This is a genomic window from Myxococcus llanfairpwllgwyngyllgogerychwyrndrobwllllantysiliogogogochensis, assembly GCF_006636215.1.
Lineage (GTDB): Bacteria > Myxococcota > Myxococcia > Myxococcales > Myxococcaceae > Myxococcus > Myxococcus llanfairpwllgwyngyllgogerychwyrndrobwllllantysiliogogogochensis.
In genome coordinates this window covers 26,524-48,565 of the sequence record NZ_VIFM01000041.1, presented here as the reverse complement: position 1 = coordinate 48,565, position 22,042 = coordinate 26,524, and the positions used below count along the sequence as shown (strand labels likewise).

17 protein-coding genes are annotated in these 22,042 nt (G+C 69.4%); 6 read left to right on the top strand and 11 right to left on the bottom strand.

Annotation, left to right across the window (positions count from 1 at the left end):
• The first annotated feature begins 90 nt into the window (after positions 1-90).
• Entirely contained in the window at positions 91-2,721 is a 2,631-nt protein-coding gene (locus FJV41_RS13100; RefSeq protein WP_181790603.1) for a TonB-dependent receptor domain-containing protein, read from the top strand.
• Position 2,722: 1 nt separating this feature from the next.
• Complete coding sequence (locus FJV41_RS13095; protein ID WP_141642795.1) at positions 2,723-3,910, top strand: hypothetical protein; 1,188 nt, start codon at positions 2,723-2,725, stop codon at positions 3,908-3,910.
• Positions 3,911-3,935: 25 nt separating this feature from the next.
• On the opposite strand, the gene FJV41_RS13090 is transcribed toward FJV41_RS13095, so the two are convergent.
• Entirely contained in the window at positions 3,936-5,027 is a 1,092-nt protein-coding gene (locus FJV41_RS13090) for an isopenicillin N synthase family oxygenase (RefSeq protein WP_141642794.1), read from the bottom strand.
• Positions 5,028-5,210: 183 nt separating this feature from the next.
• Between FJV41_RS13090 and FJV41_RS13085 the strand changes: the two genes are divergently transcribed.
• The gene (locus FJV41_RS13085; RefSeq protein WP_141642793.1) at positions 5,211-6,173 is read left to right on the top strand and encodes a lipase family protein; all 963 of its coding nucleotides are present in this window, start codon (positions 5,211-5,213) and stop codon (positions 6,171-6,173) included.
• A gap of 1 nt (position 6,174) precedes the next feature.
• On the opposite strand, the gene FJV41_RS13080 is transcribed toward FJV41_RS13085, so the two are convergent.
• The 3 genes from FJV41_RS13080 to FJV41_RS13070 all read right to left on the bottom strand — a co-directional run bounded on the left by FJV41_RS13080 (position 6,175) and on the right by FJV41_RS13070 (position 12,174).
• Positions 6,175-9,906 carry an ATP-binding protein gene (locus tag FJV41_RS13080; protein ID WP_246137179.1) on the bottom strand — a complete coding sequence of 1,244 codons (3,732 nt, stop codon included), beginning with the start codon at positions 9,904-9,906 and terminating at the stop codon, positions 6,175-6,177.
• Between the two features lie 227 nt (positions 9,907-10,133).
• Positions 10,134-11,204 carry a virulence RhuM family protein gene (locus tag FJV41_RS13075; protein ID WP_141642791.1) on the bottom strand — a complete coding sequence of 357 codons (1,071 nt, stop codon included), beginning with the start codon at positions 11,202-11,204 and terminating at the stop codon, positions 10,134-10,136.
• Positions 11,205-11,352: 148 nt separating this feature from the next.
• A complete protein-coding gene (locus FJV41_RS13070; RefSeq protein ID WP_141642790.1) occupies positions 11,353-12,174 on the bottom strand; it encodes an SDR family oxidoreductase in 822 nt (273 codons plus the stop codon).
• 131 nt (positions 12,175-12,305) lie between these two features.
• On the opposite strand from FJV41_RS13070, the gene FJV41_RS13065 reads away from it, so the two are divergent.
• On the top strand, positions 12,306-13,286 hold the full coding sequence (locus tag FJV41_RS13065) for a dioxygenase family protein (RefSeq protein ID WP_246137178.1): 981 nt from the start codon (positions 12,306-12,308) through the stop codon (positions 13,284-13,286).
• 24 nt (positions 13,287-13,310) lie between these two features.
• Here FJV41_RS13065 and FJV41_RS13060 read toward each other — a convergent pair whose 3' ends face one another.
• Positions 13,311-14,201 (bottom strand): LysR family transcriptional regulator, encoded by an 891-nt coding sequence (locus tag FJV41_RS13060; protein ID WP_141642789.1) that lies wholly within the window; start codon positions 14,199-14,201, stop codon positions 13,311-13,313.
• 65 nt (positions 14,202-14,266) lie between these two features.
• On the opposite strand from FJV41_RS13060, the gene FJV41_RS13055 reads away from it, so the two are divergent.
• Positions 14,267-15,223, top strand: coding sequence for an MBL fold metallo-hydrolase (locus FJV41_RS13055; RefSeq protein WP_141642788.1), 957 nt, complete (start codon positions 14,267-14,269; stop codon positions 15,221-15,223).
• 60 nt (positions 15,224-15,283) lie between these two features.
• On the opposite strand, the gene FJV41_RS13050 is transcribed toward FJV41_RS13055, so the two are convergent.
• Together FJV41_RS13050 and FJV41_RS13045 are read right to left on the bottom strand one after the other, a co-directional pair.
• Positions 15,284-16,294: an extracellular catalytic domain type 1 short-chain-length polyhydroxyalkanoate depolymerase gene (locus FJV41_RS13050; RefSeq protein WP_246137177.1), complete on the bottom strand. Its 1,011-nt coding sequence runs from the start codon at positions 16,292-16,294 to the stop codon at positions 15,284-15,286.
• Positions 16,295-16,337: 43 nt separating this feature from the next.
• Positions 16,338-17,153 carry an alpha/beta fold hydrolase gene (locus FJV41_RS13045; protein ID WP_141642787.1) on the bottom strand — a complete coding sequence of 272 codons (816 nt, stop codon included), beginning with the start codon at positions 17,151-17,153 and terminating at the stop codon, positions 16,338-16,340.
• A gap of 72 nt (positions 17,154-17,225) precedes the next feature.
• Here FJV41_RS13045 and FJV41_RS13040 point away from each other — a divergent pair, with 72 nt between their 5' ends.
• A complete protein-coding gene (locus FJV41_RS13040) occupies positions 17,226-17,870 on the top strand; it encodes a TetR/AcrR family transcriptional regulator (RefSeq protein WP_141642786.1) in 645 nt (214 codons plus the stop codon).
• 6 nt (positions 17,871-17,876) lie between these two features.
• Here the strand turns inward: FJV41_RS13040 and FJV41_RS13035 are convergent, their stop codons facing one another.
• The 4 genes from FJV41_RS13035 to FJV41_RS13020 form a co-directional block, all read right to left on the bottom strand.
• Entirely contained in the window at positions 17,877-19,451 is a 1,575-nt protein-coding gene (locus FJV41_RS13035) for a TPR end-of-group domain-containing protein (RefSeq protein WP_141642785.1), read from the bottom strand.
• A 188-nt stretch (positions 19,452-19,639) separates the two neighbouring features.
• Positions 19,640-21,244: a transglycosylase SLT domain-containing protein gene (locus FJV41_RS13030; RefSeq protein WP_141642784.1), complete on the bottom strand. Its 1,605-nt coding sequence runs from the start codon at positions 21,242-21,244 to the stop codon at positions 19,640-19,642.
• Positions 21,241-21,639: a BlaI/MecI/CopY family transcriptional regulator gene (locus FJV41_RS13025; RefSeq protein ID WP_141642783.1), complete on the bottom strand. Its 399-nt coding sequence runs from the start codon at positions 21,637-21,639 to the stop codon at positions 21,241-21,243. The genes FJV41_RS13030 and FJV41_RS13025 overlap by 4 nt, the downstream gene beginning before the upstream one ends.
• Before the next feature lie 58 nt (positions 21,640-21,697).
• Entirely contained in the window at positions 21,698-22,039 is a 342-nt protein-coding gene (locus tag FJV41_RS13020; protein WP_141642782.1) for a protealysin inhibitor emfourin, read from the bottom strand.
• Positions 22,040-22,042 lie beyond the last annotated feature (3 nt).

Below are 22,042 nucleotides of genomic sequence, written 5' to 3'. Positions count from 1 at the left end.
GTATAGGAGGTTTTTCAGCGCCCACACCCCCGCCCCCACACGATGACGCGACTCGGACCGTCTCTTCTCGCCCTTGCCCTGAGCGCCGTCGTGCCCCTTCGAGCCCAGGCCACTCCGCGGCCCGGCACCGAGTCCTCGCCGCCCTCCGCGCTCTCGGCCTCCGCGCTCCTTCCACCCACCCTGGCCGAGGACGCTCCCGCGCGGCTGCCTCAAGGCCTCCACCTGGACGCGCCTGTCACCGTCGAACTGGAGCTGACCGTCGACGAGGCCGGTGACGTCGTCGAGGCCCGCATCGTGGGCGAGCCTCCCTCCGCGCTCGCCCAGGCCGCGCTGCACGCCGCACCCCGCTTGCGCTTCCACCCAGCCACCTCACAAGGGCAACCCGTCGCGGTGCGACTGCCCTTCACCTATCGCTTCGAGCCGCCCCCCGTGGCCGCCCTCCGCGCGGTGCTCACCGGCCGGGTGCGCGCCAAGGGCACACGCAAGCCCATCGCCGGAGCTGCCGTGCGCGCCGACGCGGCGACAACGGAGACAGACGCGCAGGGACTCTTCCGACTGGAGCTGCCCCCCGGCGCGCATGCGCTGAAAATCACCGCGCCCGGGCATCGGCTGCTGATGCTCACCGAGACGCTCGACGCGAGCCAGCAGTTGGAGGTGCTGTACTCGCTGGAGCCGCTCGCGGTGAACCCTTACGAGACAGTGGTGCGCGCGGACCGGCCGCGCACCGAGGTCTCCCGCGTCACGCTGCACGAGCAGGAGCTGCGCGAGGTCCCCGGCACCATGGGCGACCCGTTCCGCGTGGTGATGCTCATGCCAGGGGTGACGACGCTCGCCTCGGGGCTCTCCTATCCCGTGGTGCGCGGAGTGCAGCCCGCCGCCAGCGCCTTCTACGTGGACGGCGTGCGGGTGCCCTTCCTGTACCACCTGCTCGTCGGCAACGCGGTGGTGTACCCGGACCTCGTCGAGTCACTCGACTTCCAGGTCGGTGTGCCCTCCGCGCGCTACGGCAGCCTGCTGGGCGGCGCGGTGGACGCGCACGTGAGCCGGCCGCGCGAGGAGGGCCTGCACGGCAGCGCCTACCTGGACCTCATCCACGCGGGCGCGTTCCTCGAGGTCCCCTTCCCCGAGACGGGCACCACCGTCACCGCCGCCGCGCGCATCAGCTACACGGGCCTCCTCATCACCCGCATCGCCAACAGCCTCACCGGGCCGTCGTCGACCACGATAGGCGGCAACGTGTACTCGGAGCCCGGCGAGCCCAAGTTGTACGCGGACTATTGGGACTACCAGACGCGCGTGGAGCAGCGCGTGGGCCAGGGCAGCCTCCGAGTCCTCGCGCTCGGCACGTCGGACGCGGTGGGACTCACGGCGCGCATCCCCACGCAGGACTCGGGCGGCCTGGGCCTGCTGTTCCACCGGCTCGACTTGCGCGGGCGCCACCCCTTCGCGAGCGGCGAGGCGGAGGTGGGCCTGACGCTCGGGTATGACCGGATGAGCCTCGCCTACAACAAGGGCAACATCGCGTCCGGTCGCTACGAGCTGACCCAGGGCAGCGTCGCCCTGCGCACGGGCTACACACGCGAGCTGTCCTCCGAGCTGAACCTGGAGGTCTTCGGGCACCTGGAGCGACGCGACGCGAGCATGGTGGCCATCGGCCTGTTCCGCCCCGTGGGCCCCGTCGACGGGAAGGACGCGTACTCGCGCCCTGGCATCCTGGGCACCTTCGCGGGCGTGGGCACGCAGCTCACCTGGCGGCCTTCCCCTCGGTGGACGCTGGTGCCGGGCCTTCGGCTGGACAGCTACCACGGCTTCGGGGACACGACACGGCTGGCGGTGGAGCCTCGGCTCGCGGTGCGGCATGCCCTCACGGACACGCTCACACTGAAGGCGGGCGCGGGCCTGTACCACCAGCCCGCGACGGTGCTGCTCCCCGTGCCCGCCGGAGAGATGCTCGCACTGGAGCGCGGACTCCAGCGCGCGGCGCAATTCTCGCTCGGCTCGGAGTGGCGACCCGGCGCGGAGTGGGAACTCTCCGCGGAGGCGTACTTCAACCCGCTCCTTCGCACGCTGGAGTTCAACTTCGAGGATGTGCTGAGCAACCTGCGGCGTCGGGGACTCGAGGCCGAGGACGTGGAGAGCCGGGGCCACAGCTACGGCGTGGAGCTGATGATGCGCAGGCCGCTGGGGCGACGCTGGTTCGGCTGGCTCACGTATGGCTTCAACCAGAGCCGGCGCTTCACGCGCTACGCGAAGGTGGGCCCGAACGGCGAGGAACTCGGCATGGCGGAGGACTACCTTCCCTATGCCTTCGAGCAGGCGCACTCCGTCAACGCCGCGCTCAGCTACCGCTTCGACTTCGTCACCGTGGGCGCGGTGGCGCACTTCAACACCGGCCGCCCCGAGACGGGCCAGTTCGGCTACCGCACCATGCGCGAGGGCCTGGGCGAGGACGGCGAGCCCGAGTGGAAACCCGTGAGCCGCGACGCGGTGGACCGCTTGCCCTCGTTCTTCCGCGTCGACTTCCGCGCCTCACGCAGCCTCGTCTTCGACAACTTCATGCTCGACGTGTACCTGGATGTCTTCAACGTCACCGCGCGCAGCGAGGTGCTGACCCGCGACTATGGCTACAACGACGAAGTGGGCCAGCCCGTGGGCCTGAAGCGCAAGAGCCTCGGCATCCCGGTGATTCTGCCCACGCTCGGCGTCAAGGGGACCTTCTGACATGCGCCACCTGCTCATGGGGCTCGCCTGCGCCATCACCTCGGCGGGCTGCGCGCTGGAGCCCGAGTCTCCCGTCTTCCTCTCCGGCACCGTGCTGGAGTCCGACGGCTCACCCTGGCGCGGCGCTCCGCTCACGCTGATGCGTCCGCGCCGGCTGGATGGACCCCAGCCGATCCCGGGACAAGCTCCGAATGGACGCCTCACGCTCGCGTACGAGCCCTGGGCCCAGGTGACTCCAGACGCGCAAGGACTGTTCCTCCACGAGCTGACCGCGCGCGACACCGGCGCGGACCGACTGGAGCGCCCATCCCCCTGGTCGAGCCTCAGCACCTTCCAGCTCCACCTGCCGCCCCTGGACGGCGCGAGGGACTTCCTGGCCATCCACTTCATGCTGGACGTGGACCTGCCGCCGCTGCGCCGCTGGGACAGCCAGCTGCGTGCGAGCGAGGACGCGGGCGGCGTACGCCTGACGTGGGTGGATGTGCCGCCGCTCGCGGACATCCCCGAGCACGGCTACTTCGTGCAGGCGCGTGGCGAGTCCGGCGTGGTGTGGAGCCAGGAGACGCGCTCCGGCGAGGCGTGGCTGGGGCCGGAGATGCTGGAGGACTTCGCGCCACCGCTCGCCTTCGTGCAGGCCCGAGCCGAGGGCGGGCGCGACTGGTTCCTGAGCGTCCTGGAATACGTGGACGTGCATGAGGCGCCCCCGGTGCCGCTGCCCTTCACGGGACGCATCCCCTTCAGCCGAGGACAGCCGTGCGAGACGGATGACGGCGTCGTGGACCCGTGTCCCTTCACCGACGGCAAGCTCGAGTCGGTCAAGGTGCCGACGCCGATGTACGGCTCGCTGGAGCAGGTGCTCATCATCCGGCTGCGGGAGCCCGTCCATCCCCGCCGCGTGCTGGTGCGAGGCCACAACAGCACGTTCATGGAAGAGGTCCTTCACGTGGAGGGCTCGCTGGAGGGCGGCGCATGGCAGCCGCTGGGCCAGGACACACTCATTCTGGCGCTCGACACCCCGCCCCACACGGACGACAGGAACACGCAGGTGGCCTTCGAGCGAGACGTCGACGCACCCCTCCGGGAAGACACGCCGCTCGTGGACCGCGTGCGCATCTACACCGCGAAACCGTCCAGCAACCCACCGATGCGCGGCTACTTCCACCAACTGCGCGAGGTGTCTGTCTTTTGAGGAGACACCCCGCGCGCGCCGCGCGTCACGCGTAGGGGTTGTAGAACTTCGCGAACGTGGCGCGGGCGAAGTCGCCGAACGTCATGCCCGGCTGGAAGGCGCCCACGCGCAGCTCCGCCGGGTCCGTGCCCTCGGGCGGACGCAGGCGCTCCTCGTTGTCGGGCTGCATGAAGACGGCGAACGTCGAGCGGGAGATGTTGCGGCTCGCCGGGTGCGCCAGCGCCTGCACCGCGTGCGGTGTCGCGCGCAGCAGTCCGCCCGTGACGATTTGCGCGCTCTCGCCAATCTGGAACGCGAGGCAGTCCTTGGGGATGACGACCTTGCGCTCCTCACCACCGCGCGTGCGCACGTAGAGCCCCGCCTCCGGGTCCGGCACCGCGATGTCCTGCCGCGTCGGCTCCGAGGCCCCAGGCTCCGCGTCGAAGTACATGGCCGGACACAGCCCCGTCAGCGAACCGTGGTCACTGTGCCAGCCACACCAGGAGTCGCGCGTGCGCGGCGTCGAGTCCTCGTTGATGGCGAAGTAGTAGAGCAGCCGCGCCTTGCACGCACGGGACTCGCGGATGGTCCGCGCCAGTTGCGCATCCGGCGAGAGCCTCTCGCCCAGCCGCGCCGTCACGTACCGGTCGCACTGCGCCGCCACGAGCAACCCCACGTCCACCATCTTCCGCCCCAGGGCCTGGAAGGCCGGGCGCAGCGCGGGAAAGTCCGGGTCCGGCCACACGTTGGGGTGGTAGTTCTCCGGGTACTTCTCCACCAGCGACGCATCCACCTGCGGCGAGTCGTACTGGGGATTGTTGTAATAGGAGCCCTTGAACTCGTCGAACTGGCCGGGCTTGAGCACTTCCTTGCCGTGGCTCCAGCCGAAGGAATAGCTGCTGCGCTCGTGGACGTAGCGGTCCTTCACGTCATTGGGCAGCGCGGCGAACCGGAAGCCCAGCGGCAACAACCCCTGCCGCAGCTCCACCAGCCCGGGGATGCCCCGGACGATGAGCAGGCCAATGCCGTCATACCCATACGCGCGCTCGATGTCGGCGGACAGGTCCGCGCCGTCCACCAGCTTCGCGTAATCGAGAACCACCACTCCGTCCTTCGCTCCCGCCACATCGCTGCTCATCCCGAACGCCTCGTCTCTTCTCCCCGGACCGCGTGGAAGGGGGGCGACGCGCGCCGTGCCCTTCCAGGGCCATGCGGAGGGCCCCAGCATAGCCGAGTCCCCGCGCGCGAGGACGGCGACGAAGCCCCGGCCGGTGCACAATGGTGGCAAGCGTCTCCGGCTCCCTGTCCTGAAGGAAGAACCATGGCCTCCGCGAACAATCCCTCCCAGCTCGGCATCACCCTCTGCGCCGTCTCCTACCTGGGCCAGTTCGACTCGAACTCCAAGCGCTACACCCTGATGAACGAGGCCCTGTCCGCCACCCTCACGGAGGGCTGGCAGGTGACGTGGGGCCCGGCGACGCACGGCGAGGACCTGGTCTACGTCGCCGCCAACACGAGCGGCGACTGCGCGGTGGTGGTGCGCGGCACCCTGTTCGACCGCATCGAGGACCTGCTCCAGGACAAGAACATCAACCCCCAGGAGCCCCTGCCCTTCACCGCGCCGTCGTTTCCCGCCGATGCGGCCATCTCCAAGGGCGCCGTGGAGGTGTGGAAGAACGTCGTGGCCATGTCCTCGTCCGTGGGCTCCGGCGGCGGCGCGCTGCTGACGTTCCTCCAGGGGCTGCCCCAGGGAACGTCGCTGCTCGTCACCGGGCACAGCCTGGGGGGACAGGTGGCCACCGTGCTGGCCGCGTGGCTCCAGGGCGCGCTGACGAACGTGTCCGTGCTCCCCCTCACCTTCGCCGCGCCCACCGCGGGCAATCCCGCCTTCGCCGAGGCCTTCGACGCCGCCTTCCCGGAGGCCCAGCGCTACTACAACGCGCTCGACGTGGTGCCGCGCGCGTGGACCGAGGAAGGGCTGACGTCCATCCTGTCCCTGTACCCCGGCGGCCCCGCGTGCGGCCTGCTGTGCAAGGCGGCCGTCGACGCCGCGCTGAGGACCCTCCGGGACAACGCGCTGACGTACCAGCAGCCCACGACCGGCACGGAGCTGCTCGGAACCGTCTACTCGGTGAGCGGCTTCGGCGCCTTCGAGGACGAGGTCAACGACCAGCACCGCGCCCTCTATTACATGTTCCTGCTCGACATCCCGGTGAGCACCATCCACTCGCTCAACGCCACCTGGGCACCGCCGCCGAGCCAGGCCGCGCGCTCGGCGGGGTGAGTCAATTGGAGCGGGCCGAGTTCAGGCGCTTGAGCAACGAGCCCAGGGTGGCGAAGTCGATGGGCTTCACCAAGTGCGCGTCGAAGCCCGCCTCCTTCGAGCGCTGCCGGTCCGACTCCTGGCCATACCCCGTCACCGCGATGAGCTGGAGGCCTCCGTCCGGATGCTGGGTGCGCAGGTTGCGCGCCAGCTCGTAGCCGTCCATGACGGGCAGGCCAATATCCAGCAGCGCCAGCTCCGGGCGGAAGGACGGCGCCACCTGGAGCGCGCTCGGGCCGTCGTAGGTGACGCGCGTCTCGCAGCCCAGCATGTCCAGGGCCTCGGCGAGTACGTCCGCCGCGTCGCGGTTGTCGTCGACAATCAGCACGCGGTGCGGCATCGGCGCGACCTCCTGCGCCACGACCGCGGAGACCACGCTCGCCTCGGCGGGCAGCGCCTCCAGCGCGGGCAGTCTCACGGTGAAGGTGCTGCCCTGTCCCCGGCCATCACTGCTCGCCTGAATGGTGCCATCGTGCTGGGCCGCCAGGCTCCGGGCAATCGCGAGCCCCAGTCCCAGTCCGCCCTGCGAGCGGTCCAGCTCCTGCCGCTCCTGGAAGAAGAGGTCGAAGATGCGCGGCAGCATCTCCGGGGTGATGCCGCTGCCGTTGTCCTGGACGGAGGCCACCACCTCCGAACCCTCTCGCGTCCCGGTGATGGTGATGCGCCCACCGGGCTCCGTGTACTTCGCCGCGTTCGTCAGGAGGTTGGAGAACACCTGCCCCAGTCGCGTCGCGTCGGCGTCCAGCAACAGGCCATGGCGAGGCAGCTCCACCACCAGGTGGTGGCCGCGTTCCTCCAGGAGCGGACTGGACTGCTCGATGGCCTTCGCCACCACCTCCGCCAGCTCCACGCGCTCACGGCGAAGGACCAGCTTGCCCCGCGTCACGCGGGACACGTCGAGCAGGTCGTCCACCAGTCGCACCAGGTGATGCACCTGTCGCTCGATGACGGTGCGCTCGCGCTCCGCGCCGTCACCACCGCGCAGCCGCATCAACTGGAGCGCGGTGAGGATGGGCGCCAGCGGATTGCGCAGCTCATGGCCGAGCATCGCCAGGAACTCGTCCTTGGCGCGGCTGCCCGCCTCCGCCTCGCGGCGCGCGTTGGACAGGTCCGTCACGTCGAAGGCCACGACGACGATGGAGTCCACCCGGCCCTCGTCGTCCAGCATCGGCTGGTAGACGAAGTCGAAGAACACCTCGCGCGGAGGGCCCCCTTCACCGGAGACCATCATCAGTCGCAGCGAACGGCCGATGTATGGCTCGCCCGTGGCGATGACCCTGTCCAGCAGCTCGAAGATGCCCTGGCCCGCCAGCTCCGGCAGCGCCTTCGCGATGGGCTGGCCGACGACGGGGCGGTTGGCGACGAGCCGCAGGTAACCCGCGTTGGCGAACTCGAAGATGTGCTCGGGCCCCTTCAGGATGCAGATGCCCACCGGCGCGTACGTGAAGACGCGCGTCAGGAGCCGGGCATGGGCCTCCTGGATGGACCGCAACCGCGCCTTGGTGAGCTGCGTCTCCACCCGCGCCATCAACTCGCGCGCGGAGAAGGGCTTCACCAGGTAGTCGTCGGCGCCGGCGCGCAGGCCCTCGATGCGAGCCTCCTCACCCGCTCGCGCGGAGAGGACGGTGACGGGCACTCCGCGCGTCCGCTCGTCGGCGCGCAGCTCGCGCAGCAGGCCGAAGCCATCCAGCCCCGGCATCATCACGTCCGTCAGCACCAGGTCCGGAGGTCGGGCGCGCGCGGACTCCAGCGCCGCGAGGCCGTCCGCCACCGCCTCCACCTCCCAGGTCCGCGAGAGCAGCGACGTCAGGTACTCGCGCATGTCGGCGTTGTCGTCCGCCAGCAGGATGCGCGCGCCCTTGGCGACGTTCTGCTCCGAGGGGACCTCGGCCCCCAGCTCCAGCGACTCCACCTCCAGCCCGCCTGGCAGCCAGCGCAGGGCCTCGTTCACATAGGGCGCGGCGCCCAGCGCCGTGACGGCCCGCGAGTCACGAGCACCGACGTGCGCCTTCGGCAGATGGTCCGCGCCGGAGGGGATGCGCAGGGTGAACGTGGTGCCCTTGCCTTCCGTGCTCGTTACGCCGAGCGTGCCGCCATGGAGGCGGACCAGCTCGTGTACGAGCGCCAGGCCGATGCCGGAGCCCTCGTGCGTGCGCGCGCGTGCGCCCTGGACGCGGTGGAAGCGCTCGAAGACGCGGGGCAGCTCCTGCTCCGAAATGCCGATGCCCGTGTCGGAGACCTGGAGCTCGACCTGACCATTCGTCCACCGCTGGGAGATGCGGATGGTCCCCTCGAAGGTGAACTTCAGCGCGTTGGAGAGGAGGTTGAGGACAATCTTCTCCCACATGTCCTGGTCGACGTAGACGTCCTCGGGCAGCGGCGCGCAGTCGACGTCGAAGCGCAGGCCCGCGCGCTCTATCGCGGAGCGGAACGCGCTCGCGAGTCCCGCGGTGAGGGCGGGCAGGTCCACCGGCTCGTAGTGGGCCTGGATGCGCCCCGCCTCCAGACGGGAGAAGTCGAGCAGGGAGTTGACCAGCTTCAAGAGCCGCAGCGAGTTGCGGTGAACCGTCTCCAGCGGCTCGCCGGAGAGGGCGCGTGACGGCGAGGCCAGCGCGTCCTCGGTGGGGCCGAGCATCAGGGTCAACGGCGTGCGGAACTCGTGGCTGACGTTGTTGAAGAAGGCCGTCTTGGAGCGGTCGATGGCCGCGAGGGCCTCGGCGCGCTGACGCTCCTCGTCGTAGGCGCGGGCATTGGCGATGGCCGTCACCACCGGGTCCGCGGTGAGGCGGAAGAGGCCCAGGTAGCGGTCATCCAGGACGCGGCGCGGGCTGACGCCGGCCACCAGGAAGCCATACGGATGCGGCTGCCCGGAGCGCGCCAGCGGCAGCACCACCGCGCGCGTCGGCGCCGTTCCCCAGCGGCCCGTGGGGAGGTCCCTGAAGCGCGAGGCCAGGTCGTCGACGAGGACCTCCCGTCCGGTGCGCGCCGCTTCCACGAAGGGCCAGCAGCCGTCGGGGTCCGTCACGCCGTTGAAGGCGCAGTGCGCGGGCTTCGCGGAGCCCGAGTAGCCCTCCATGCCGCTGGAGCCCACGCACCGGACCTCGGTGCCGGCGTCGTCGAGCAGGTAGAGCAGCGTGAAGGGCAGGTCCTGGTCGTAGCCGGAGAAGATGGACGCGGCGGTCTGACAGGCCTCCTCGGCCGTCTTCGCGGCGGCGGAGCTGGTGGCCAGCTCGCCCAGCATCTTGAGCTGGCGGTTGTCCTGCACCTGCTCGGTGGTTTCCTGCACCGTGACGAGGACGCCGCCGACCTGGCCGGCTTCGTCATACACGGGGCTATACGAGAAGGTGTGGAACGTCTCCTCGATGAAGCCTCGGCTGTTGATGAAGAGCTGGAGGTGTTCGCTCCACGTGGCGGGGCCACCGTTCAGCACGCCTTGGGCCATGGGGCCGACGACGTCCCAGATTTCAGCCCAGACAACGGAGGCGGGAGCGCCGAGCGAGCCAGGGTGCTTCAGGCCGAGCACGGGCCGGTAGCCGTCGTTGTAGATTTGAAGCATCTGCGGTCCCCACCACAGGAGCATGGGGAAGCGGTTGCCCAGGACGACGCCCACCATCGTCCTCAGGCTCGTGGGCCAGCCGGAGAGGGGGCCCAGCGGTGTCGCGGACCAGTCCTTGGAGCGGACCAACTCCGCCATCTCGCCGGCTCCGCCGAGGTGCCCTTCCTGGAATGCCGTGGCTCGCTGTTTGGGGAAGTCCGGCGCGGACATCAGTGCTCGTTCGGAAGAATGGAAGTGACCTGGGCTTCTAGTGTCGCGTCCACAAGCACGCAATCACTGCCGCATGGAGCCTCTTCTCCCGAACATTTTACCGGTGGTCCGCCCACCCCCGGGGCAGGCGGGCTCGCCGCCCGGGAGCAGCCGACTCATGGCTTCTTGCCTCGGCCCCCTGTCCTGGATTCGAGCTGCTTCGTCTTCTCCACGGCCCGGTCGAAGTCGGAAGTCGGCAGGTTCGACTCCAGCTTCCGCTGGTTCTCGCGATACCGGTCGAACTCGGATTCCGCGTGGGCCGTCGCCAGCTCGTGACTGACTTGCCCCGCGTGGGACAGGACGTCCCGCTCGTTGAACTGGAGGAAGCCATCCAGCTTCGCCACCCAGCTCTCCATCGTCATGGGGCGCCGGCGGCGGGCCTGGTCCTCCGCGTAGTCCAGATACATCGTGACGACACGGCTGAGCTCTCGCAGCTCGGGCTCCGTGAGGTAGTTCTTCGCCACCGTGACATCCGCTTTCCGGATGGGTCCTTCGGGAGCGTGCTTCCAGGTCGCGAGTCCCATGTGGGGCTGACTCGCGTCGGCGCGCTCGCGAATCAGCTCCGCGGCGGTGTGCCCATGAATGGCCCAGTGCAGCTTGTTCTGCACCGTCGCATAGAACGTCTGGGTGATATCCGATTGGGCGTCATAGTCGACGCTGCACTGGGCGTAGATGTCGGTCAGCTTCTGATAGAACCGACGCTCCGACGCTCGAATCTCCCGGATTCGCTCCAGGAGTTCGTCGAAGTAGTCCTCTCCCAACGAGGCGGCGGACTGGAGGCGGGCATCGTCGAGCACGAAGCCCTTCACCAGGTACTCGTCCAGCAGGGACGTGGCCCACTGCCGGAACCGCGTCCCCTGGGTGGAGCGGACCCGGTAGCCGACCGCGAGAATCGCGGGCAGGCAGTAGTGCTCCACCAGCCTCGCGACTTCCCGGGTACCCTCCATTTGAACTATCCGGAATTTCCGGAGGGTTGCCGCCGGGTCGAGCTCTCCCTCCTCGTAGATGTTCTGGAGGTGCTCGTTGACGGTTCGCACGTCCTTGCCGAAAAGCTCGGCCAGTTGCTTCTGGGTCAGCCAGACGGTGCCCTCGACGAGCCGCACGTGGACCTTCGAGACACCATCCTCACCCACGTAGACCAGGAACTCTCCCGGACCGGGCCCTCCCTGTTTGGCGTCACCGCTCATCCTGGGGGCTCCTCGCGACACTCGACGTCACACCCTGCTCGGACTCCCACGCCATCTCGCCACCCTCCTCGCCTTGGGCCCTTGCCGGAATACTCAACGCACGGCCCACGCTCCCGAACCGGAAGCATGGGCCGTACCAATCCACCCCTCAGAGGAAGTAGTCGGGGAACAACTCCGCGCCGGGCACGGATTGATACTTGTCGAAGTTCGTCACGCCGTCGGCGCGCAGGACGTCCTCGTCGATGCAGAAGTTGCCGGTGAAGCTCTTGCTCGGCTTGGTGAGGATGGCGTACGCGGCGTCAGCCATGATGTCCGGCGAGCGGCTGCCGCGAATCGTCTCCTCACCGCCCAGCAGGTTCTGCACCGCCGCCGTCGCGATGACCGTGCGCGGCCACAGCGCATTCACCGCGATTCCATCCGGACGCAGCTCGTCCGCCATGCCCAGCACACACATGCTCATGCCGTACTTCGCCATCGTGTACGCGACGTGCGGCGAGAACCAGCGCGCCTCCATGTTCAGCGGCGGCGAGTTGTTGAGGATGTGCGGATTGCTGGAGCGCTTGAGGTGCGGAATACACGCCTGCGAGCAGGCGAACGTCCCGCGCGTGTTGATGCCATGCATCAGGTCATAGCGCTTCATCGGCGTGTCCTCCGTGCCGGTGAGGCTGATGGCGCTCGCGTTGTTGATGAGGATGTCGATGCCGCCGAACGTCTCCACCGCCTTCGCCACCGCCGCGGCAATCTGCTTCTCGTCGCGGATGTCCACCGCGAAGGGGAGCGCCCGACCGCCCGCCTTCTCGATTTCCTCCGCGGCCGTGTAGATGGTGCCCGGCAGCTTGGGGTGCGGCTCCGTCGTCTTCGCGGCGATGACGATGTTGGCGCCGTCGCGCGCCGCCCGGAGGGCCATCGCCTTGCCGATTCCTCGGCTGGCCCCGGTGATGAAAAGCGTCTTCCCCTTGAGTGTCGTCATGCGGCCGGTCTCCGTGGGTGGCACGTAAGGTCTGCTTAAGAACTCCCTGGGTATAGCGATTCTCGGGCCCGAGAACACGGGCGACATGGACCGGACCACCCCACTCGCACCGGCCCAGGAGAGGACTCGCGATGAGCGACCAGGACAGGAAGGACACCCTCACCTCGGTGATGTCCCGCCGAAGGGTGCTGCGCGGCATGGGCCTGACGCTGGCGGCGATACCGCTGGTGCAGGTGCTCGCCTGTGGCGCGGATGACTCGGGCACCCCGGGAACCGGGGGAGACACCGACTCCGGAACGAACACCGACGCGGGCACCACCGCCACCGACTGGGCCACCGGCGGCACCTCGGTGATGGCGGGCACCTACGCCAACCCCTTCACCGACGACGCGGGCACCCCCTGCGCCCTCACCTGCGCGGCCACCCTGGGCCCCTGCTACGCGCGGACGCTGGTCCGCAAGGACATCAGCGAGGGCCACGACGGCCTGCCCGTGCGGCTGGCCTTCCGCGTGCTGAACGAGGCGTGCGAGCCCATCCAGGGCGCCTCCGTCGACATCTGGCACGCCGCGCCGGAGGGCCTCTACTCGGGCGAGGACGCCAGCACCTTCTGCACCTCGGACGACCCGACGGCCACGTCCGCCCGGTGGTTCCGAGGCGTGCAGGTGACGGACGCCGACGGCCGCGCCGACTTCGATACCTGCTTCCCCGGCTGGTACAGCAGCCGCACCGTCCACATCCACTTCACCATTCGCGTGGGCGAGGCGGAGTACGTGACGTCGCAGCTCTTCTTCGACGACGCGCTCAACGACGACGTCATCAACCACCAGCCGCTCTACAGCACGCGCGGACCGCGAGACACGACGAACGCCAACGACAACGTCGTGTCCGCCGAGTCCGTGGGCAACTACCTCTTCCAGACCTCGCGTCAGGCGGACGGCGCCATGCTCGCGTGGAAGACGCTCATCATCCGCTCCTCACTGGACACCGCGCAGTGCCAGATTCCGGGTGGCGGCGGAGGCGGTGGTGGTCCGGGAGGTCCTCCGCCGGGCGGCGACGGAGGCCCCGGTGGCCCTCCGCCGGGTTGGGACGGCGGCATGCCCCCCATGCCTTGAGCCCGCGTCTCCGAGCGCGCGAAGTCAGCGCGACTTCGCGCGCTCCAGCTCCTCCACCAGCAGCTCCGACACCTTGCGCACGCGAGGAATCTCCAGGGCCGACTTCGCGCAGATGAGGTGGAGCTGGCTCTTCTTGTAGGGCCCCAGGTCGATGTCGAGCGGCACCAGGTTGCGCTCCCGCTGCTGGCTGAAGCGGTGCGTGACATGGCCCAGCGCAATCGCGCCCACGCCCGCCTCCGCCGCCGCCAGCAGCACCAGGAAGTTGTCCGCGGTGAAGACGGGGGCGAAGTTCGGGATGAGCGACTCAAGCTGGGGATTGGGTGACATCGCCTCGAACGGCGGAGCCCACGCCACCCAGGGCAATTCCTGGAGCGTCGGCCGCTTCGGCAGCGTCGCCTTGAGCGACTTGGAGACGAGGACGGCGGTCTCCACCTCCAGCGTGTACAGACGGGTGAGGTCCGCGTTCCTCGTGGACCGCGTGCGCAGCGCGAGGTCCGCCTCCCCGCGCCCCAGGTCCGCGTAGTTCACCGACGACTGCACCTCCAGCCGCAGCCCCGGGTGCTTGCGCGCCACGTGGCCCGCGAAGGGTGCCAGGAAGTCGAAGCTCACGAAGGGGCTCGCCGTCACGCGCACCAGCCCCTGGGGCGAGGAGTCCGCCGACTCGGCGGCGCGCTGGAGCTCTCCGGCCCACTCCGCCATCTTCCTCGCGGGCTGCAGCAGCCGCTCCCCCGCCGACGTCAGCGCCGCGCCGTCCACGCTCCGCCGGAACAGCTTCGCCCCCACCTCGTACTCGAGCGCCGCCAGCCTGCGACTCACCGTCGGCTGGCCAATGCGGAGCCGCTTCGCCGCCGCGCTGAAGCTGCCCGTCTCCGCGATGGCCAGGAACAGCCGCGCGTCATCCCACGGAATATCCATATTTGGATGGCTTCATACCAAAATGGCCATTTTCCATGCACCAGCGCATCGATACCTTGGCGCTCATGAAGAACGTCAAGCGCATCACCCTCTCGGTCCTCGCCGTCCTCGTCCTCGGTGCGGTCATCCTCGGAGTCGTCGGCGTGGCGGCCACCTCGCACCCCCACCAGCGCTCGTCGCTCGGCGCGGCGCGGCCCGCGAATGACCTGCTCGCGGTGCTGGACGAGCCCGGCCCCGTGGAGCTGGAGTCCGTGGCGTCCTCCGACTGGGCCGTGGCGCGCAGCGGCCTCATCAACCTGAATCACCCCACCGCGAAGGCGGCGAAGCTGGAGGACGGGGATGAGCCCATCCAGGTCTTCTTCCACGCGCTGCGCCACCCGACGAAGGGGCTCTTCATCGTCGACACCGGCATCGAGACGGCCCTGCGAGACGCGCCGGAGAAGGCGGCCATGCAAGGCATCGTCGCCAGTGCCATGAAGCTGGAGAAGCTCAAGGTGCACCAGCCACTGGGCGAGTGGCTGTCGAAGCAGCCCCAGCCCCTGGCCGGCGTGTTCCTCACGCACCTGCACCTGGACCACCTCACCGGCATGGCCGACGTGCCCGCGGGCACCCCCGTCTACTCCGGCCCGGGCGAGGCGGAGACCCGCGCCTTCCTCAACGTGCTGATCAAGCCCAACACGGACCGCGCGCTCGCGGGCAAGGCCGCGCTGTCCGAGTGGACCTACGTCGCCGAGACGGGCGGCCTCTTCGAGGGCGCGGTGGACATCTTCGGGGACGGCTCCGTGTGGGCGCTCTGGGTGCCGGGCCACACGCCGGGCAGCACCGCGTACCTGGTGCGTTCGACGAAGGGCCCCGTGCTGCTCCTGGGCGACGCCAGCCACACCCGCTGGGGCTGGGAGCACGACGTGGAGCCGGGCACCTTCACCGGCGACGCGACGCGCGGCACCGAGAGCTTCAAGAAGCTGCGCGCCTTCGCCGCCGCGCACCCGAACGTCGCGGTGCGCTTCGGCCACAAGCACTGATGTGAAACAGCCCGCGCTCCTCATCGACTCTCGAGGAGCGTGGGTGGAAGTCCCGCGCGGCTACGGCAGGTCGAGCGTGTGCTGCTTGAAGAAGTCCCACATGAACGTGGTGGCGTCGGGGCCGGCCGGGTCGGCGAAGGGGTAGCTCGCATTGCCTCCCGGCCACGCGTGGTCCATGCCACGAATCTCGTACTTCTGGGCCACCAACTCACCGCCGTAGACGTAGTCCTTCACGACGTAGGTGCGGCCCCCGGGGACGCTCAAGGTCCGCGTGCTCGTCGGCGTGCCCTTGACGCTGTCGTTGGCCACGCCGTCATCACCGTAGTCGCTGGTCTGGAGGAACTGCTTCACGGCCTGCTCGCCGTTGAGGGGATTGACGACGCTGTCCTCGGTGCCATGCACCACGAGCACCGGCACCGTGCGACGCGGCCGGCCCGAGCAGACCCACGCGTCCTTCCCCTTGTCATCCGGCGAGTAGATGCTGCCGAAGAGCATGGCGAAGGCGGTGCCAGACACCGTGGTGGCCGCCTTGTACATGGCGCCCGCGCCCACCATGCCCGCGGCGAACACATCCGAGTAGCAGGACATCAGCGTCGTCGTGAGCACGCCGCCCGCGGACACGCCACCCACGTAGACGCGGCGCGCGTCCACCGAGTAGCGCTGCTTCATCAACTCCACCATGCCGACGATGAGCGACGGCTCGCCCGTGCCGCGCTCCTGGTTGTTGCCGAGCATGAAGTTCCAGCACTGCGTCGCGTTCACGAACGTCGCCTGGTTCGGATAGAGGATGAGGAAGCCCTCCGCATCCGCCTTCTCGTTCAGGCGCGTCAGTCCCGCGAACTGGTCCGGGTTCTGGAGACAGCCGTGTAGCGCTACCAGCAGGGGGCGCGGTGTCCCCGGTTGGTAGCCAGTGGGGACCCAGAGTTGGTAGCCCCGGGCTCCCCATGCGCCCACATAGTTGCCATGGACCCACGAGCCGGCGTACGCGGGTGCTCCCGTGGAGAGCACCAGCAACACCGTGAGTACAAACAGCGACCGCGAGAGTGCGACACCACGTCGATGCATCGACATCGTCATGCCTCCTGGGTTGTGGAGCTCGGGTTCGCTGCTCGGCTCAGGCGCCGAGCGAGGTGCCGGGTGCATCGCTGTCGACGGCGCGGAGGAAGTCCTCCACGGCGTCGGTGAGCGGACCGGGCTGGTCCAGCGGAGCGGCATGGCCGGAGTCCGCCAGCACGTGGAGCCGCGCCTGGGGCAGCAGGTCCACATAGGCCTGCTTCGCGGACAGCGGCGTGTAGTCGCGCTCGGAGTGGAGCACGAGCACCGGACAGGTGACGTCCTTCAGCCGCGCCATGACGCTCCAGCCCAACAGCCCGCGCGTCGCGCGCAGGTAGGCATCCGGGTCATTGGCGGAGAACGTGGCGATGGCGCGCTGACGGAGCACCTCCTGCTCCGGCTTGGGGAACAGCTTGGGCGCCAGCACCTTGGCCAGGGCCTTGGGACCCAGGAAGCGCAGGAGCGTCAGCCGCAGCGCGAAGTCGAACTTGCGGCGCACCGTGCGGGCGACGAGCTCCGGGCCGCTGTTGACGATGACCAGGCTGCGCACCAGGTCCGGCCGGTCCACCGCGAGCTGGAAGCCCATCATCCCGCCCATCGACAGGCCGATGACGTGCACCTGCTTCAGGCCGAGCGCGTCGCAGAGCGCGGCCACATCCCGGGCGAAGAGCGGCACGCCATAGGCACCGGCCGGGCGACCGCTGCGACCGTGGCCCCGCGCATCCGGGACAACGAGTCGGTAACCGTTTACCAACCGTGGCGTTACCAGCTCCCAGTCGACTCCGGAGGAGCCGAGCCCGTGAAGCAGCAACACAGGAATGCCCTGACCCGACTCTTCGTAGTGGAGAGTGAAGCCCTCGAGCTGCAACGTGGACATCCTCGAACTCCAGGCGCGGAAGTAACGTTGGCCCACCCTATCTGAACGAACGTTCGTTTAACAAGAACCCACATGAGCACACCCACTCGCTCTCGGCTCCGCGCCCAGCCGGCGAGCCTCCCGCCGTCAGCTCCGTCAGACGGCACCCGGCGTCGAATCCTGGAGACGGCGCTCCAGCTCTTCGCGAGCCGCGGCTACCACGACACGTCCATCCGCGATTTGGCCAAGGTGCTGGAGCTGCAGCCGAGCGCGCTGTACGCGCACTTCGCCTCGAAGGAGCACGTGCTCGCGGAGCTGGTGCGCATTGGTCATGAGGCGCACCACGAGGCGCTCCAGACGGCGCTGAAGGAATCAGCGCCCGAGCCGAGGCAGCAGGTGCGGGCGCTGGTCCGCGCGCACACGCGAACGCATGCGCTGCATCCCCAGCTCGCGGTGGTGGTGAACGAGGAGCTGTACGCGTTGACGCCGGAGCTGGCCGCGCCGGCGGTGGCGCTGCGGGACAAGTCCGCCGCGCTTTTGGCGGAGGTCATCGAGCGCGGGGTGGCGCAGAAGAGCTTCTCGCCGCCCCATCCCCGCGTCACCGCCGCCGCCATCTCCGCGATGGGCGTGCGCCTGCCCTACTGGTACGAGCAAGGCGGCGCGCTCGACGTGGAGACCCTCGCGGAGCTCCACGCGGAGCTGGCGCTGCGCATGCTGGGAGATGGCGCGGCGCGGTGAGACGACTCACGGAGGGGTCGCGTTCGCGGCCTCCACTTCCGTCTGCAACTTCTTCAGCGGCGGCACGCCCCACTTCGCGCGCTCCTCGTCCGAGACCGAGGGGTCGACCGGGACGAGTCGCCACTTCCCGTTCACCTGCTCGCGCTGGGTTCCGTAGCGTTGCGGCTTGCACTGCTGGGTCAACAGCCGGTCCTCGGCGGCGGCGGTGAGCCAGCGAGCCAGTCCGTCCTTCGGGTCGAGCTCCACGGCCTTGAGCAAGAGCGTGTGCGCGCGCTGGAAGTCCGCCACATCCTTGCCGTGGTGGAAGAGCAGCGCGGCGTGGAAGTAGTCCTTCGCGCTCTGGACCTTGCCCTCCTCCAGGAGCTGGCGAGCGCGGGCCAGGCGCTTCACGTCCCGGGGACCGACCACCGCCCAGTCTATCTTTGACTCATCCTGTCGGTCGTCCTGGTCATCCAGGTAGAGGCCATACAGCTCCGCGTTGGTACCGGGCGGCGCCGCGGCCATCAGGTTCGCCCTCACCTGGGCCATCAGCGGGGCCCAGCGCGCGTCCGCACGCAGCGGGGTGAGGTCCTCGTCGCGCCGGACATGCTGCCAGTTCGAATACCCATGCTTCGCCGCGCGCTGGAGCGCGGTGATGGCCGCGTCCGAGTCCTTGGCCAGGGAGTGGCAGCAGGCCTCGTTGTAGGCGTCGGACGCGGCCATCGAGGAGTCCACCCGGGCCGCATCGGCGAAGTGCTTCGCGCACTGCGCGAACTGCTTCGAGTCATAGGCCGCGTCGCCCTGGGCTCGCAGCGACACCGCCTGGACGTTGATGCCCGCGCCCTGCTTCGACTCCACCGCGGGCAGGGAGGCGGTGATGGCGCCCACGTGGAAGACGCCGTGATAGCCGTTCTCGACAGAGGCCGCGTGTTCGACGAACGGACGCTCGCCCTTGTCCTTCCCCTTCATCGGGTACGCCGAGCATACGGCGTTCTGGCCCATGCAGACCCAGGCACTGCCACCGGTGTAGCTGTTGTTCAGCGACGTCACCGGGAGCTTCGCCTGGGCGAGGTGCCAGCCCATGGGGGTGTAGTTCGCATCCCACGGCGTGCCCTTCTCGAGCCGCACATGGAGGTTGCCCGCGAGCACCAGCGTGAGGTCCTCCGCGCCCTTCGAGAGGGCGGCAAGGAGGTTCTTCGCCATCTCACCGTCCCGGTCCGCGCTCTTCGCGACGTCGAAGGCGACGACGGTGAGCTTCGCGCCGGAGCGACGCAGCTCGCGCAGCCGGCTCAACAACTGGAGCATCGCCTTGCTGCTGCGCCCATCCTGGACATCTCGCATCCAGAACGGACGCAGCAACAAGTCCGCCTGGCTCTTCTGGGCGTCATCCGCCGCCAGGAAGGCGTCAAGCGGGCCCTGCTCCTCCGAGGGAATCTCGAGCCCCACGCGAACCGCCAGCCCCTGGACGGACGCGTGGCACGCGACGTCACCCACGAAGCGAGGCACCTCCTCGGTGCCGTGCATCTCTCCGAAGAGGACCAGCCCACCGGGCTTGAGCAGCGCCTCGAGCCCCCGTGGCGCCTCGCCACATTCAGGCTTCACGCTGCTGGGAGCCGCGCCTCCAGATGACGTGGAAGCACAGGCGGACAATACACAGAACGACCAGGTGGCGAGACAGACTCCAGACACGATGCGGCTTCGCATGTGGACCCCGGGACCAGCGAGAGGGCGCACCTTATAGCGCGCCATATCGAATCCCATGAGGTCCCGCGACACGCGGGCCCGACGCCTCAATCCAACAGGTGCGGATTGCGGACAATGAGCAGTCCGGCCTGCACGGTGGCCACGTAGTCATTGAGGTGGCCGCCCGCGATGAGCGCCGTCACATCGCGGCTGCCGCCCTCGGTCAGTGCCTGGTCCACCTTCTTCTCACCCTGGTTGTACGCCGCGAGCGCCAATCGCCAGTCGCCATAGCGCGCATGCAAGTCAGACAGCAGGGCCGACGCGGCCTGCGTCTCACGCGCCACGTCCAGTCGCTCGTCACGCGCCGCGCTCACTTCCAACCCATAGCGACGCGCGGTCTCCGGGATGAACATCCACACGCCCGCCCCACGCATTCCGGGCGCGAGTGACGGCCGACCATCCGTCTCCGGCATGTTCGTCACCGCCGACTCCACCACCGCCACCGCCAGCAGCCCCTCGGGCAGCCCCTTCGAGCGCAGCGTCGCCGTCAGCGCGGCGCGGTGCGTCCCCAGGTTCTCCAGGGCCCGCTTCATGAACGCGCGGCCCTTGTCGGTGCCGACCAGGCGGTTGAGGTGCTCCACCACCTTCGCATCCACCACGATGGGCAAATCCCCCCGAGGCTGACTCGTCCGGGCGAGCGCCTCCGCATCGGCCTGCGTCACCGCGCGGCCACGCGCCGCGCCTTGCGCCAGGACGGCCACGGGAAGCAACAGCAGGGACAGCGCGGCGAGCAGCGCGGGGACGGCATGGGTGCGGCGGGGACGCGGCTGGAACAGCATGTGGATTCTCCTCTGCGTGGGATGAGACATGCCGGTGGCACCGGCGGGAACGGGCGGAGCGCCCGGGAGACGCAGCGCCGCCTGGAGCAGACAGCGCGCATAGGCCTGGGCCTGGGCACGGCCGCTCGCGACCAACGCCTCGTCACAGGCGAGCTCCTGGAGCGACGCGAGCCATGCCGACAACCCATGCGCCGCCGGATGCCAGAAGAAGGCCCCCGTGAGCACCAGTCGCCCCAGGGCCAGGTGCGTGTCGCGCTGACGATGGTGCTGAAGCTCATGCAGCACGGTGAGCCGCAACGACTCCGCGTCCTCCAGCAGCGCGGGAGGCACCACCACCCACGCGCACGGACGCTGTCCCCAACGAGGGAACCACGCGGAGAACGCCGGAGTCCCTTCTTCCCCGAGCACCACCACCACGCGCCCCACCGAGCGAACCCGAGGCAGCGCCTCCAGTCGACGCAACAGTCGCCCGTGACGCACGAGCGCCCGCCCGATGAAGAGCCCCGCGCCAGACAACCAACCCAGTGACAACAGCATCCAAATGGACGCCGGCACGGAGGCAGTCCCACGAGCCACGGGTACGGAGACATTCGCGCCTCCCGTCCACACCGTGGAGGGAAGCCGCTCCGCCTGTCGCGCCACCGAGCGCTCGAACGTGAACAGCGGCCCCGCGGGAGACAGTGCCCGCGCGCCCATCGCCAGGAGCGGCAGCAGGAGCACCAGGGCCAGCGCCCCGCGCCCCACCCGCAGCGCCTGCCTCGCGGACAGCGGCCATCCCAGCCGCGTCAGGAGCGCCAGCGCCCCCCATGCGAGCAGCAACGCCACCGGCAGCAGCAACGCCACCGCGAGATAGAAGGACACGAGGCCGCTCACGACCTGCCCGCCTTGCCCTTCAGCAGCTTGCGGATCTGCTCCACCTCGTCGGGCGCCAGCGGCACTGCCTCCACCAGTCGCGCCACGAGCGCGGACGGGGTTCCATCGAAGACGGTGTCCACCAGGTGGCGCAGGCTCTGCGCCTCATACGTCTCGCGCGGCAGCGTGGCCGAGTACAGGTGTCCCCGCCCCTGCTTGCGGCTCACCACCACGCCCTTCTGCTCCAGGATGCGCAGCACGGTGGAGACGGACGTGTACGCCAGCGCGCGCTCCGCCGGCAGCGCGGCCAGCACGTCCGCCACGCTCACCTCGCCCTGCTTCCACACGATGTGCATCAGCTCGAGCTCCACCGGCGTCAACGGCCGGGGCGCCTCGGGCTCGGGTTGTCTGGCCATGGGTGTCCTCCGTGGCCAGCATTACTACTAAGACCTTAGTTCTTCGTCAACTAAGCCCTTAGTTCCAGTGTCCACCGCGGCGGCGCGTGGCGCGCCTCACCAGGGACAGCAGCTCGCGCAGGTGGGGGTCCTCCACGGGCTCCACCAGCTTCACGGAGTGTCGCCGCGCCCCCTCCTCCACGGTGAGGGTGTACTGGCGCTGGTCGGCGCCCCTCGGGCCGGAGCCCTCCACCACGGACGGCAGCTCATGGAAGCGCGCGTCGCGCAGCCCCTGTTCAATCGCCTCCGCCTGCTCGGCGGGAAGCTCGCCCAGCTCCACGCTCCTCGGGCGGGCGAGCCCCGGGAAGGCGGCGAGCCCTCCCTCCTGCGAGAGCTGGATGCGAACGCTGTCACGCGACACGGC